Source organism: Marinicella pacifica (genome assembly GCF_014636635.1).
In the GTDB taxonomy this organism is placed as follows: domain Bacteria; phylum Pseudomonadota; class Gammaproteobacteria; order Xanthomonadales; family Marinicellaceae; genus Marinicella; species Marinicella pacifica.
Map to the genome: position 1 here is coordinate 115,369 of NZ_BMEO01000002.1, position 13,074 is coordinate 128,442.

The window sequence follows — 13,074 nt, forward strand, 5'->3', positions numbered from 1 at the left end:
TCAACTCTTTTTTCCAAAGCTCCAGACTTATGCAGAGGTCTCTAAAGATCTTTGGCATTAAACTGATCAGGTCCTTGTTTGCCGGCGGTTTTTTCATACTGACCCGGCCCCACCTTTCGGTATTGGGTAAAACCTTGTTGTGTGATGTTCTTTTCGCTTAAGGTATGCCCCCCAGCGCTGGTTAAGCCGGTGTGGACATTCACCTTGGTGATAATTTTTTTAAGTTTTGCGCCACATTCGGGACAGGCCTGCAAAGGTGTATCAGTTAATTTTTGACGCACCTCAAAACCCTTGCGACATAAATCACAAGCGGTTTTTTCAGCATGTTGATAACAATAAACAGGCGGCATAGTTGATTGGACTTGGGGACTCATAAAAAAGCCCTTAAAGACATGTCTCCAAGGGCTTTGTACAATGAAGAATAATGATTAATGTATGCCCTTCATACCTTTTTTCAACAGCGGACTCAGTAATAACAAAACTAAACCAAAGCCAACACCCAGATAGAGTAAGGTGGTCCACAGATCATTGTACTTGTCCAGCTGTTCAGACACGGTCAAGGTCAACAATTCTTGTTGATCCAAAGCAGCAATTTTGGCCAGCAATACGGCCACCACTTCGGACAGCGATGTCGCCAGGAACCATACACCCATGACCATACTGACCACACTCTTAATCGACAGTTTAGTCACCGCCGATAAACCCACCGGTGACAAACTTAATTCTCCGGTGGTGTGCAGTAAATAAGCCAACATCAACCACACCCAGGCCACTTTGCCGGCTTCATTGGGTGTCAGCGCACCAATCAATAAAGCCCCAAAACCCAAACCGACCTGGATCAAACCCAATGAAAATTTAACCGGTGTATTGGGGTCTAAATTGACCCGCGCCAGTTTCACCCACAAAGCCGCAAACAACGGTGCCAGGGTAAAGATAAATAAGGCATTCAGGGAACCAAACTGACCCGCGGTGGGCTCAATCACCAGATTTTCAACCTGGCCATCCGCCAACCCACCCAAATGCACCAGACCATAATAAGCGCATATGGCACCCACGATTAACATGGTGACCGCAATAATGCTGATGCTGGCCGCCGAAGAAGTGGCGTCAGTTTTGGTGACGGTGGTGGCTTTATCGCGGTTAAAGAAAAACCCGATAAGAATAAAGGCCAGCGACATGGCTTTCACCACCGAAGTCAACAGCAGTAAGAAAATCCCCAAATAGGAAAAGTAGGTAATCCATTCACCGCCAAACTGATAAATCACCACACCCAATACCAACACAATATCAATTAAACCGATTAACACGGTTGGCATCAGCACAGATTTTAACGGGCTGTTATGAATCCGGCGATAAGCATTGGCGGTTTTAAAACCAAAACCGGCCACAGCAAAAGAAAGCACCGCCAGCACATAAAATATCCAGGCATCCCCATTGGTTAATTGGGCATTGATTAGCCGGCGATCCACCACCCGATCGGCAAATAAGGTCATGGAACTGGCTGATTGCTCAAACAATGCCCAAAACACAATGGTGGAAACAATTAAAAACATCAACACAATCATGCGGGAATAACTTTCCCCGGAAGTTTTCAAAAAACCGTAAATACTAAAGGCAATAATCATGCCCAGCAACACATAAGCCAAGGGTTCAATCCATGTTTCAAATTGATTGAACAAAGCCACATGGCTTAACATTGAATCAGGAAAGTGATCAATGGTAAAACCAATCACCGCCATCAGACCAAACAGCACAATCACTGTGGCAAAAATTTTCGCCAGTCCGCGGTTCTGATCTTCATTTTTATAAAACATGGCATAATAAGTTAAACCCACCACCGACATCAGCAGAAATAAGTTCTGCGTGAAAAACACAATGGCAATTTTCTGCACCAAAAACCACACCAGAATTAAGGACAGGGTGGATACAATATAAATGCCCCACTCCTTATTAACAGGGCCTAAGAACGATTCTTTCAGTACCTTGGGATTATTCGGCTCAGCATGGCCATAGAGGTATTTTTGGCCCCACAAAAAAGTCACCAGGCCAATCAGCATCCCCAAACCGGCGGCACCGAAACCATAACTCCAGCCATAAGTCTCACCCAACCAGGCGCAGATGATGGTGGCCACAAAAGAACCGATGTTAATGCCTTGATAAAAAATCGTGAAACCCGAATCCCGGCGTGGATCATCTTCATGATACAGTTTACCGACAATGGTGGAAATATTGGGTTTTAAGAACCCCACGCCCAGTACAATCAAAGCCAGGGCCAGATAAAACACATTAATGGCAAAGTTATCACGGATCACTTCACCGGCGACCATGGTTGCCTTGGTGCCTTCCACCGCCATCAACAAGTGACCCATCACCAATAAAATACCGCCAAAAATCACTGCTTTGCGCATGCCCAGATAGCGATCGGCCAATAAGCCGCCCACCAACGGCAAGGCATAGACAAGTCCGGCGTAAGCCCCGACAATACTCAAACCGTTTTCATCGGTAAATAAATGGTATTTGGTTAAATATAATAGTAGCAGGTACTTCATCCCATAGAATGAAAAACGCTCCCACAATTCCGTGGCAAAACACACATACAAACCAATGGGATGCCCCCACAAAGTCTTATAATCTTTACCATCACCGGTGGTGGCATTTATTACATCTGCTGTCATTTATTCACTCCTCTGTTTGTAAAATACCGCAAGTACATAGGTGTATTGAGATTAAATCGAACGCCATCCTAACACCCAATTCACGAAAGGCATAAATAGTATCATAAAAAAAACACCATCCGGTCGAAATATTTAACGCGTTTATAACAAGCCGTTTTAGGTTGTTATTCACTGGAAGGCTGCTCAGCAACTTTCCTCAGACAATAACGGCCTTGGACAGCCGGTATTCATGAAATAGTTTTTCAACTCTTTTGTAAAGCTGTTAAAATTCAGACACATCGATAAGAGGCTGACATGGACAAATACCAACAACTGAACGGAAAAACCATTTTCTTAACCGGCGCTTGTGGCGGGTTGGGTTCCGCTTTAGCCCTGCAATTATCACGCCAAAACGTTAATTTAATTATCAGTGATAAAAATTCCAAAGCCCTGGATCGACTCTGTGACGAGCTGGTGAAACGTGATTGTCCCGAGCCGGTGATTTATCCCATGAATCTGATCGGTGCCACCCCCAATGACTACATAAAACTGGCCAAACAATTAGAAACCCATTTTAAAAAATTAGACGGTCTGATCCACACTGCCGTTGAATTCAGCAGCTTATCGCCTTTTATATTGTATGAAGCCTCCCGCTGGCTGAAAGAAATGCAGGTCAACGTTAATTCACCTATTTTCTTAACCCAGGCGCTGTTGCCGCTATTATTGAAAGCCAAAGGCCATATTATCTTTACCCTGGATGATCTGAATTTAACCGCCAAAGCCTACTGGGGACAATACGGTGTCGGTAAAGCCGCTATCAGCCAGTTTGCCAAAATCCTGGGCCAGGAATGCGAAAACCAGGGCGTCACAGTCAGCACCCTCACCCCACCCCCTATGCCCACAGCTTTACGCGCCAAAGTCTGGCCCTCAGAAGACGCCTCCAAACTCTCCAAGCCCACCGAAGTGGCGAATCTGTACCTGGATATACTGTCAACCGCACCCTAGGCAGAACCACAAAAATTCACGCACCGATGCCGATCAGCGTTTTTATTATGCCGCTTAAAAGCGCATCATGAACAGCGTATTTATAAAAACCTAAGCGGTCGTTTGGGCATCCAATTTTTCAAGAATAATCCTAAAATCAAAATTTTTCTGGAAAACTAACGTTATTTTTCTGGTTTTATTCTATTTTTGTGACCCATTTCACTGTTTCTTAATTGTCAATCATTCTGAAGAGGCGTATAGTAAATGCTGTCAAGTATGTTATTTGACATTTATTTTTTTGGAGGAGAAAACAATGAAATACCTATCCACTAAATCCATGGTCCCAGGCATTGCCATTCTGGTCGCCATGGTATCCACCTCAATTTCGGCCCAATCGACGGCGGCCGAAGAGGTCACCAACCTAACCGATCAATTCACCATCAGCAAAGTTAAATATCAGGCTGAAGATGAGAGAAATGATAAAAGTTTTAATGGTTTTTATTACTTGAACATCGCAGCTTCAGGTTCTACTCCCACTGATACAGCCGGTGACTATTCATATAACAATAGCGGCTGTATCTATGAAAATAACTTAACCAGCTCTTATGACGTTAATTTACACTTACCGGACGGACATCGAATTGCCGGATTACGCTACTATTTTAAAGATGGTGATGCAAGCTCAAGTTATGTATTTCTGATGAGAATGGACGGTGACGGCACTTATTCACAGTTAGTTCAAGTGGAATCAACCGGAGACAGTGGCAACTATTCGAGTGAGTATGAAGCCCTTTCCACAAGTCACTATGTCAATAATGCCGAGTATTTTTATGTTTTGCGTTTTAATTCTGGGCAAACCGGTAGCAGCCAGTCCATGTGTGGTGCACGGCTTTGGATTGAAGCCACACCCTAATTATCAGGAGTTATGATTATGAAAAATTCAATTAAAATATCCAGCCTAATCGCCTGTGGCCTGATGTTCGCAGGTGGAACAACCATCGCCGAGGAAAACGTTTTATCCATGGAAGCCAAGGCGCCGCCGGGCGTCACACTCAACAGAGCTGGTGAAATTGTACCCGCCCATACCAAAACCATGGTTGACGAAAATCGACCGGTTGGCGGCACGTCAATTCGCTATTATTCCTCCTCAGCAGCCGGCATGCAGGCGCTTAGTGGTGCAAGTTATGAATACAAAGGTGCCGGCTGTACTGCGCCAACCACCTTCGGCATATCTATGGATGAAGCCATTGATTTACCGGATGGCTCAAAAATCGTCTCTTTTACCGTGTTGGGTTTAGACAACAGCAACACCGAATCCGGTTCGGGTACCTTGGCGAGGGTTGATAATTCCGGAAATTACACCGCTATTGCCTATGCATCAAGTGGAAACACGGAACAGCCGGGGCGCTTCAGTGCCGGGGAATTTATCGATCACTCTCTTTCTTCAGGGGAAGGCACATTGGTGCGGTTCTATTTTTCAGATCCCGTGATCGAATTATGCGGTTTTCGTATCGGTTATGTGCCACCGGATGTGGCAGACGATGTGATTTTTGTTAATAACTTTTACCGCTAAACCACAGGAGAAATACAATGAAACAATTTATAACTAAACTTTGCATCACCGGTGGTTTGTTGATTTCCGGTATCGCTTTAAGCCAATCCGCTTTAGACGATGAACTGATGTTGCAGCCCGGTGAGTCATTATTAAACACCGATTGGCCGAGTGAATTTAAAGACAATCCGGATGATCCTGATTATTTAAAAACCTATGGCGAACCATTGGGATCCTACTTTGTTTATTTACCGGCTTCGGGTATCACACCCTACAGCAAATCTTCGACTGCAGCCTATGGGGGCGCAGGTTGTATTCAACGCAGCAGCTCTTCAGGTTATTATGATTTACAATTACAGATGCCTGACGGCCATGAAATAAAAGGATTTCGTTATTATTATTCTGATAGCAGTGCTTCATCGAGTACGGCATTTTTATACACAATAGATAATACGGGAACATTTAGTAATGAATTATCCATTACCTCAACAGGAGACACTGGCTACGGCGCTATATATGCGAGCATGCCCGCAACCACCTTGGTAGATAATTTTAATTACAGATATGGCATTCGCTTTAGCACCGGAGAAACGGGCAGTAACCAAAAAATATGCGGGGTTCGACTATGGATGGATTCAAATCCGTAGAATAACGGTATTTTTTAAACTTATAATTAGGGCTTCTTTTTGAAGCCCTTTTTTATCGGCAAGACTTAATTTCGATGTTGCGCTGGGCTAAATCAGATAAAAGATATTCAAAGTAACATGTCTCCTGACCCAAATGTTCAGGCGCAAAAATACCCGACTTCAATGATTTGTTTAGCACCAAACGGGCGGCGGCAGCACAGGTATAGCCGGTGGTGCGTGCCATGGAACTGATCTGATTTTCGGTGTCGTAATGGTCCACCATGCTATATGTTTCACGGCTTGGCTGACCATTTTGAATACCTTTTACCCGAATTTCCAACACCGTTAAATCTTGCTCGCCGGGTTTAAATTGCCATTGCTTTTGTAACACCTGCGCGGTATTGTCACGATGTTCATTATCAAAGAATCCGGCCGTTTTTAATTGTGAGATAAACCGGGCGTGACCGGGATAGCGGATGGTTTTTTCCGCCATGGTGGGAATGTCGACAGTGTCCAGCAAAGTCCGCAAGCCATCGGTGTTAAAGGCTTCTAAATCACCGATTCCTGGGACATAAAGTGTTTCGATTTCTGTTAATGCCGGCAAGGTCAAAGCCTGTCCGTTGCGCCGCATCCGGGCCGGTCGGGTGTATTCTTCCATCACATCTAAAGGTGCAAACGGGGCTTTATATTGAAACGGTAGAGTGCGTTCAACCGGTAAACCGCCGACTAAACAGACCAGTTCATCTACCTGCTCATAGGTGGCGATAAAATGTCCGGCCATTAAATTGGTGAGCCCCGGAGCCAGACCCATATCGACAATGGCCGTGGCCTGATGTTTTTTGGCTAAATCATCTAACTGCAAGGGGTCTTCGGTAAAAAAAGAAATATCCACCATCGATTGCCCGGTTTCCAGTACTGCTTTTAAAACCTGAAACCCCAATACACTGGGTAAAGCACCCACCACCAAATCGAACTCCGAAACAGCTTTTTGTAGCGCCGCTTGGTCGGTAACATCAAATGGTTTAAATTCAATGTTGGAAGATAAATCATCGGGTTTTTGTATATCCGCCAAACTCACGACATGGTCTTCACTCAAATTCAAGGCAATCACGCGGCCAATACGGCCACCACCAAGTACAATAACTTTTTTCATAGCAAAAATCCTGCCACCATCAATACAATCCAGGCATACAAGCCCGCCACCACATCATCAATCATCACGCCAAAGCCGCCGGAGGCCTTTTTGTCGATCCAACCGATTGGGAAAGGCTTAATAATATCGAAGAAGCGAAACAAGATAAAACCGGCAATCAGCCAGGTCCATTCAAAAGGCACCAGCCACATGGTGATCCAAAAACCGACAAACTCATCCCAGACAATCCCACCATGATCATGCACGCCCAAGGCTTCGCCGGCACGGCCACAAATCCAGACACCACCGATAAACCCCGCCACAATGACAGATAAATACATTAAAGGTGGCAAAGTTTGCAAAACCATATACAAAGGAATTGCCATCAGCGTTCCAAAAGTCCCCGGCGCCACCGGCGCCAAGCCACTACCGAAACCAAAGGCCAAAAATCCCGACGGCGTGGTCAGGGCGATTTTTTGTGTTTTATGCATCGTTTTTTAATTACCCAAAATGATCAAATCCCGTCTGTTCTAAATCCAGCTTTTGTTCGTTTTCATAAACATGCACACCTGCACCTGATTCCATATGACCAATCACTGCACAATCAGCCGGCAGTTTATCCACGTCTTTAGGGCAAATGGTGAAACACAGCTGATAATCATCACCCCCGGCGAGCACATAATTTCGCCAATGCGGATCATTTTTAATGGCCGCATGAACAGGTATTTTTTCCAAATGAATGGTCGCGCCTAATTCGGATGCCTCGCTTATATGCCCCAAATCTGCGACTAAACCATCGGACACATCAATCATCGCCCGGGCAAAATCTTTAACGGCTTCAGAGACATCAAAACGGGGTAAAGGGCGTTTAAGCTGCGTGTCACAATCTGCATTGTGACCTGGGTTATTCAGCGCAAAAGCCGCTGAGCCCAATTCGCCACTGACCACAATCAGATCACCTGCCTGTGCATCAGAGCGTTTTTTTGGTTGGGATGATAAGCCTAAAACAGTAAAACCAATGGCTAACGGCCCCGAAGTGGTATCCCCACCGATGAGTTCAACGTGATATTTTTTTAACAAATCCCCGACGCCGCATTTAAAACCTGTTAACCACTGTTCATCAATGTCAGACAGTGTTAAGTTCATTAAGAGCCACTTGGGCTGTGCGCACATGGCGGCCATATCGCTTAAGTTCACTGCCAGCGCTTTATAGCCAATATCTTCGGGCTTATCTTGTTCAAGAAAATGCCGGCCACACACTAAGGTATCGGTGGCGATCACGATTTTTTGACCTGCGGGGATTAATTGCGGGTCAATGACTGCGGCATCATCGCCAATGCCCAAAGCCACTGTTTGGTCCAGGCCTTGAACCAAACTTTGTAACTGCTTAATGAGTTCAAATTCGTTAATCACACACCCAGTTCATTCGGGCGCGTTTGTCCGGCCACCTGCTTTAACACGCCATTAACAAAGCTGTGCCCGCCTTCAGCGCCAAATTCTGTGGTGAGAATAACCGCTTCATTAATCACCACTTTAAAAGGCGTTTCAATGCTTTGTGACAATTCATAGGCCGCCACCAAAAGTACCGCATATTCCACCGCACCCAAAGAGGCTTTTTCACGACCTAAATGCGGATCAATTAAGGCTTCAAGAGCCGTACGATTCGCCGCAATATAACGCAAAGCCTTTTCAAAAAAGGCCATATCGACTTTTTTAAAGTCCTGCTCTTCGACAAATTGATTAATCACCGAGGACACCGATTCATCATTGTAATGCATCTGGTAAAGGGCCTGAACCAAGCGCTTGCGAGCCCGGTGCTTGCGCGCCAAAGGCTCGGGTAAACGTTTATTTTTTCTTTTCTGGGTCATCTCAGTCTGTCCTACCGGTAAACCGGGTGATTCGCACATAATTGCGCCACCTTGTCTTTCACCTGTGTCAGCACCGCATCGTTGTCCATGTCTATTAGAATATCACATATCCAGTGCGCAATATTACTGAAATCAGACGCCGTAAAACCGCGCGTGGTACCAGCCGGCGTACCAATGCGTAAGCCGCTGGTAACAAAAGGTGAGCGCGGATCATTGGGTACCGAGTTTTTATTCACCGTAATATGGGCTTCACCCAAGCGGGCTTCGGCGTCTTTTCCGGTGATGTCCTTGTCCACCAAATCCAGCAAAAACAAATGATTTTCAGGCACGCCCGAAACCACCGTAAATCCCCGATCCATAAAGACCTGCGCCATGGCTTGCGCATTTTTAATCACATTCTCCTGATAGGTTTTAAATTCAGGCTGCAAGGCTTCTTTAAATGCCGTGGCCTTGGCGGCAATCACATGCATCAAAGGGCCACCTTGAATGCCCGGAAAAACCAATGAATTGAGCTTCTTCTCTATGTCTTTATTGGCTTTGGCGAGAATAATCCCACCGCGAGGCCCACGTAAAGTTTTGTGGGTGGTTGAGGTGGTCACATCAGCGATGTTGACCGGCGACGGATAGACACCGGCGGCCACCAAACCGGCCACATGCGCCATATCCACCATAAAATAGGCACCCACTTCATCGGCAATGTCTCTGAACTTTTGCCAGTCGATGCGTTTTGAATAGGCTGAAAAACCACCAATAATCATTTTCGGTTGGTGCTTGAGCGCCATGCTCCGGACTTCAGCAAAATCAATTTCACCGGTGGCCTCATCAATCCCGTACTGAACGGCATTAAAAAGTTTACCCGATATATTCACCGGTGAGCCGTGGGTTAAATGACCACCGTGCGCCAACGACATGCCTAAAATGGTGTCACCCGGTTTAAGCAATGCCATGTACACCGCCTGATTCGCCTGCGAGCCTGAATGTGGTTGGACATTGGCATAATCGGCGTTAAATAATTTTTTAACCCGTTCAATGGCCAGATTCTCAGCCACATCCACATATTCACAACCGCCATAATAACGCCGACCGGGATAACCTTCGGCGTATTTATTGGTTAATTGTGAGCCCTGAGCCTGCATCACCGCCGGTGAGGTGTAGTTTTCAGAAGCAATGAGCTCAATATGGTCTTCCTGGCGCTGATTTTCTTGCGCAATGGCCGCCATTAATTCTGGATCAGTTTTATCTAAAGTTTGGGTCTTGCTAAACATCATGATTTTAAGCTGACAGGTACAAAGTGGCTATTTTCGCATAACAAGCCATGATTCGCACGCCTGTTTCAAAAAGGCTTGGCAATCACCAGATAAATGACCACCAATAAGATAATCGCGGGAATTTCATTAAAATAACGAAACCACACATGACTGCGTTTTTGGGTGCCGTTTACAAACTGATGGTGAATCGCAAAACAGTAATAATGATAGCCAATGAGCGCCGCCACCAGCACCATTTTAGCGACAAACCAACCCTGCTGCACATAAGCCCACCAGGCTCCACCGGCCAAACTGTACACCAAAAACACCGCCGAAATCACTGTGCCCCACATCGTAAACCGCATCATTTTGATTAATCTGGTTTGCAAACCGGTCAACAAAGCCTTATCGCTGCCGGTTTCTGCCATGGCGTGGTTGACAAACAGTCTCGGCAAATAAAACAAACAGGCAAACCAACTAACCACAAAAAAAATATGGAGGGATTTAATCATTAACATACACAAACTCGACGGACACCGACAGGTGGTATAATGCCTGCTTTTTAAGAAAACAACAAGCCACGTGTCCACAAAATCACCCAAATATATCATTCGGGCTGCTGACGAAAACCGTTCTTTTATACGCCGTCATTGGCTTTTGGTCAGCTTGGTTTTACTGGTGGTGGCGGCGTTCTTTTACGGTCGCTATTATGACATTGATGTACTCAAAGCTTTTAAAGGCCAAAAACAAACCTGGACCGAGGTGAATCAGCAACTCACGGAAGAAAATCAGCAACAATCTGTTTTAATCAGCCGTTTACAAACCGAACTCAAAGTCAAAGATCAGGCTTTACAGACCTTAAAATTGGATTTAGACCGACTCAATCAGGAAATTATACAATTAAAAGCCGATGTGGGATTTTATGAAAATCTGCTGAGCCACAAAGACAGCATCAAAACATTGCGTGTTTTTGAAGCCATTGCCAAACCGGCGGCCAATTACATTCAACTTAAAATTGTGCTTGCGCAGAAACTGGAAAAAGCCCGCACCAAATCGGGTACGCTTTCGGTGAATTTACTGGGCATACAAAATGACAAAGCCCACCAAATTGATTTAATCAAACAATTTGAACTGGATAACCATTTTTCCTTCAAATATTTTCAGATCAAGAACTACGCCATCACTTTACCCGATGGTTTCATTCCAACCACGCTTTTAGTAGAATTACAGAGTGATGATAACCGACCCAAAATTGTGACAGAGCGCTTGGCCTGGCAAGATGTTTGGCAGGCCACCAGTGGTGATGAAAAGCAATCATCACCGAACCCAAAACCGAACGTTGATTCAGTTGAATCTAATTAACAATCATGTTTAGCAAAAAAACCAAACCAGAGAAAACCATGGCACAAAACAACCAGAAACAATTAGACACCCTCATCGGCCAAAGCACCCGATTAAAAGGTGATATGACCTTTAACGGTATGATGCACTTAGATGGTCGGGTAGAAGGGTCCATTATTGCCGAAAACGACAATGACACCCTGACCATCAGTGAAAATGGCGCGGTAAAAGGCACCATCAAAGCCGGTAACCTGGTGATCAACGGCAGTATTGACGGCGATATCACCGCCAGCGGCAAAATTGAAGTGCTCAGTCAGGCCCGTATTAGTGGAAATATTTACTACGTCAACATCGAAATGGAAACCGGTTCACAAGTTAACGGCCAACTTATTTATCAGGGCGGTGAAGTTACCCACATCAACCAACAGGAAAAACCATCAAAAAACCAAAAGCATGAGTGACATTACATTAAGCCCGCCGGCGGCCAAAAAAATCAACCAACTGGTTCTGGAAGAAATGAATCCTGATCTTAAGTTCAGGGTCTATATCATCGGTGGTGGCTGTTCGGGATTTCAATACGGATTTGCCTTCGAAGAAAACAGCGAAGACGGTGACATGACCATAGAAACTGAAGGTGTGACTGTTATGATAGACCCCATGAGTTACCCATATCTCATGGGATCTACCATCGATTATCTGGAAGATTTGCAGGGTTCACGGTTTGTGGTGAATAATCCCAATGCCAAAACCACCTGTGGTTGTGGCAGTTCCTTTGCCCTATGAACAGCGACCAAATCTATTTCACCTGGACTGAACTGGATCGGTGCGCTGATATGCGCAACCAGAAAAATCGCATCGAGCAGCTTAAAAAAATCAAAACCTGTCATTATGTGCCGGTGTTTGAGGGCAAACATCTGTACCCCAATCAAAAACACCCGTTTTATATTTCAGACAAGCCTGTGGGTCAGCCTGAAAGAGAAAGTTTTTTAGGTATCCTGCATGATGAATTGTGGTTTAGTTGCGGCTTAAGCGAAGATGAAGCAACTTATTTAGAACAACAGTTCAATGGAAAGTTTGAATCGGTGCGGGAGTATGCCATGGCGCTGGATGAAGATTTGGGTCACATTGCCCTGTACTCCCGGGGACTTGATTTGTGGCAGCGACAGAAGAAATACTGCTCGATATGTGGTGAGCTCAATGAGATTGAAAGTGTCGGTCATAAAATGCTGTGTTCCAATGGCCATGCCCAATGGCCGCGAATTGAACCGGCCATCATCGTTCTCGTCACCAAAGGCGACCGCTGTCTGCTGGGCCGTAAGCACAACTGGAAACCCGGGGTTTATTCAACCCTGGCGGGGTTTGTGGAGGCCGGTGAAACCATTGAAGATGCGGTGTACCGGGAAGTCTACGAAGAGTCTAATATCCGCATAAAAAATGTGCGCTATTTTGGCTCCCAGCCCTGGCCTTTCCCCGCTTCACTGATGCTCGCCTTCCAGGCCGACGGTATTTCAGAGGACATTCGATTAGACGATGAAATGGAAGATGTGCGCTGGTTTTCCCGGGATGAATTGTTGCAATGCCATCAGGACGGCTCATTGATTCTGGCACCCCGTTTTACCGTGGCCAACAGCCTCATCAGCCAGTTCGTCGGTCAGCCCTTATAAAATGAC

The 13,074-nt window shown here is 45.5% G+C and carries 16 protein-coding genes; 8 read left to right on the top strand and 8 right to left on the bottom strand.

The genetic code is table 11. The features are described 5' to 3' along the window. Nucleotides 1-41: 41 nt before the first annotated feature. Nucleotides 42-374 carry an FmdB family zinc ribbon protein gene (locus IEV16_RS02560; protein ID WP_188364106.1) on the bottom strand — a complete coding sequence of 111 codons (333 nt, stop codon included), beginning with the start codon at nucleotides 372-374 and terminating at the stop codon, nucleotides 42-44. Between the two features lie 54 nt (nucleotides 375-428). Then, on the bottom strand, nucleotides 429-2,675 hold the full coding sequence (locus tag IEV16_RS13370; protein ID WP_229728221.1) for a peptide MFS transporter: 2,247 nt from the start codon (nucleotides 2,673-2,675) through the stop codon (nucleotides 429-431). A 294-nt stretch (nucleotides 2,676-2,969) separates the two neighbouring features. On the opposite strand from IEV16_RS13370, the gene IEV16_RS02575 reads away from it, so the two are divergent. The 4 genes from IEV16_RS02575 to IEV16_RS02590 all read left to right on the top strand — a co-directional run bounded on the left by IEV16_RS02575 (nucleotide 2,970) and on the right by IEV16_RS02590 (nucleotide 5,837). Further along, complete coding sequence (locus IEV16_RS02575) at nucleotides 2,970-3,659, top strand: SDR family NAD(P)-dependent oxidoreductase (RefSeq protein ID WP_188364107.1); 690 nt, start codon at nucleotides 2,970-2,972, stop codon at nucleotides 3,657-3,659. A gap of 292 nt (nucleotides 3,660-3,951) precedes the next feature. Next, entirely contained in the window at nucleotides 3,952-4,551 is a 600-nt protein-coding gene (locus tag IEV16_RS02580) for a hypothetical protein (protein WP_188364108.1), read from the top strand. 18 nt (nucleotides 4,552-4,569) lie between these two features. Beyond that, a complete protein-coding gene (locus IEV16_RS02585; RefSeq protein WP_188364109.1) occupies nucleotides 4,570-5,211 on the top strand; it encodes a hypothetical protein in 642 nt (213 codons plus the stop codon). A gap of 17 nt (nucleotides 5,212-5,228) precedes the next feature. Continuing rightward, nucleotides 5,229-5,837, top strand: coding sequence for a hypothetical protein (locus tag IEV16_RS02590; protein ID WP_188364110.1), 609 nt, complete (start codon nucleotides 5,229-5,231; stop codon nucleotides 5,835-5,837). A 52-nt stretch (nucleotides 5,838-5,889) separates the two neighbouring features. Here the strand turns inward: IEV16_RS02590 and IEV16_RS02595 are convergent, their stop codons facing one another. The 6 genes from IEV16_RS02595 to IEV16_RS02620 form a co-directional block, all read right to left on the bottom strand. Next, the gene (locus IEV16_RS02595) at nucleotides 5,890-6,969 is read right to left on the bottom strand and encodes a saccharopine dehydrogenase family protein (protein WP_188364111.1); all 1,080 of its coding nucleotides are present in this window, start codon (nucleotides 6,967-6,969) and stop codon (nucleotides 5,890-5,892) included. After that, nucleotides 6,966-7,439, bottom strand: a complete 474-nt coding sequence (locus IEV16_RS02600) for a phosphatidylglycerophosphatase A family protein (RefSeq protein ID WP_188364112.1) — start codon at nucleotides 7,437-7,439, stop codon at nucleotides 6,966-6,968. Before IEV16_RS02600 ends, IEV16_RS02595 begins: the two co-directional genes overlap by 4 nt. 10 nt (nucleotides 7,440-7,449) lie before the next feature. After that, on the bottom strand, nucleotides 7,450-8,361 hold the full coding sequence (gene thiL / locus IEV16_RS02605; RefSeq protein ID WP_188364113.1) for a thiamine-phosphate kinase: 912 nt from the start codon (nucleotides 8,359-8,361) through the stop codon (nucleotides 7,450-7,452). Next, complete coding sequence (gene nusB, locus IEV16_RS02610; RefSeq protein ID WP_229728222.1) at nucleotides 8,358-8,855, bottom strand: transcription antitermination factor NusB; 498 nt, start codon at nucleotides 8,853-8,855, stop codon at nucleotides 8,358-8,360. Before nusB ends, thiL begins: the two co-directional genes overlap by 4 nt. Continuing rightward, a complete protein-coding gene (gene glyA / locus IEV16_RS02615) occupies nucleotides 8,828-10,081 on the bottom strand; it encodes a serine hydroxymethyltransferase (RefSeq protein ID WP_188364394.1) in 1,254 nt (417 codons plus the stop codon). The genes nusB and glyA overlap by 28 nt, the downstream gene beginning before the upstream one ends. Nucleotides 10,082-10,149: 68 nt before the next feature. Beyond that, entirely contained in the window at nucleotides 10,150-10,575 is a 426-nt protein-coding gene (locus tag IEV16_RS02620; protein WP_229728223.1) for a CopD family protein, read from the bottom strand. Between the two features lie 70 nt (nucleotides 10,576-10,645). On the opposite strand from IEV16_RS02620, the gene IEV16_RS02625 reads away from it, so the two are divergent. From IEV16_RS02625 to nudC, 4 genes are read left to right on the top strand one after another with little or no spacing between them, the layout of a single operon-like run. After that, nucleotides 10,646-11,425: a DUF6776 family protein gene (locus tag IEV16_RS02625; RefSeq protein WP_188364116.1), complete on the top strand. Its 780-nt coding sequence runs from the start codon at nucleotides 10,646-10,648 to the stop codon at nucleotides 11,423-11,425. 38 nt (nucleotides 11,426-11,463) lie between these two features. Beyond that, a complete protein-coding gene (locus IEV16_RS02630) occupies nucleotides 11,464-11,865 on the top strand; it encodes a bactofilin family protein (protein ID WP_188364117.1) in 402 nt (133 codons plus the stop codon). Continuing rightward, a complete protein-coding gene (gene erpA, locus IEV16_RS02635) occupies nucleotides 11,858-12,187 on the top strand; it encodes an iron-sulfur cluster insertion protein ErpA (RefSeq protein ID WP_188364118.1) in 330 nt (109 codons plus the stop codon). The genes IEV16_RS02630 and erpA overlap by 8 nt, the downstream gene beginning before the upstream one ends. After that, the gene (nudC, locus tag IEV16_RS02640; protein ID WP_188364119.1) at nucleotides 12,184-13,068 is read left to right on the top strand and encodes an NAD(+) diphosphatase; all 885 of its coding nucleotides are present in this window, start codon (nucleotides 12,184-12,186) and stop codon (nucleotides 13,066-13,068) included. The genes erpA and nudC overlap by 4 nt, the downstream gene beginning before the upstream one ends. Nucleotides 13,069-13,074 lie beyond the last annotated feature (6 nt).

Excerpts from the sequence above, each read along its gene's own strand:
- glyA (WP_188364394.1), bottom strand. The coding sequence starts at position 10,081 with ATGTTTAGCAAGACCCAAACTTTAGATAAAACTGATCCAGAATTAATG.
- nusB (WP_229728222.1), bottom strand. The coding sequence starts at position 8,855 with ATGTGCGAATCACCCGGTTTACCGGTAGGACAGACTGAGATGACCCAG.
- IEV16_RS02560 (WP_188364106.1), bottom strand. The coding sequence starts at position 374 with ATGAGTCCCCAAGTCCAATCAACTATGCCGCCTGTTTATTGTTATCAA.
- IEV16_RS02590 (WP_188364110.1), top strand. The coding sequence starts at position 5,229 with ATGAAACAATTTATAACTAAACTTTGCATCACCGGTGGTTTGTTGATT.
- nudC (WP_188364119.1), top strand. The coding sequence starts at position 12,184 with ATGAACAGCGACCAAATCTATTTCACCTGGACTGAACTGGATCGGTGC.
- IEV16_RS02595 (WP_188364111.1), bottom strand. The coding sequence starts at position 6,969 with ATGAAAAAAGTTATTGTACTTGGTGGTGGCCGTATTGGCCGCGTGATT.
- IEV16_RS02620 (WP_229728223.1), bottom strand. The coding sequence starts at position 10,575 with ATGATTAAATCCCTCCATATTTTTTTTGTGGTTAGTTGGTTTGCCTGT.
- IEV16_RS02585 (WP_188364109.1), top strand. The coding sequence starts at position 4,570 with ATGAAAAATTCAATTAAAATATCCAGCCTAATCGCCTGTGGCCTGATG.
- IEV16_RS13370 (WP_229728221.1), bottom strand. The coding sequence starts at position 2,675 with ATGACAGCAGATGTAATAAATGCCACCACCGGTGATGGTAAAGATTAT.
- IEV16_RS02580 (WP_188364108.1), top strand. The coding sequence starts at position 3,952 with ATGAAATACCTATCCACTAAATCCATGGTCCCAGGCATTGCCATTCTG.
- IEV16_RS02600 (WP_188364112.1), bottom strand. The coding sequence starts at position 7,439 with ATGCATAAAACACAAAAAATCGCCCTGACCACGCCGTCGGGATTTTTG.
- erpA (WP_188364118.1), top strand. The coding sequence starts at position 11,858 with ATGAGTGACATTACATTAAGCCCGCCGGCGGCCAAAAAAATCAACCAA.
- IEV16_RS02575 (WP_188364107.1), top strand. The coding sequence starts at position 2,970 with ATGGACAAATACCAACAACTGAACGGAAAAACCATTTTCTTAACCGGC.
- IEV16_RS02630 (WP_188364117.1), top strand. The coding sequence starts at position 11,464 with ATGGCACAAAACAACCAGAAACAATTAGACACCCTCATCGGCCAAAGC.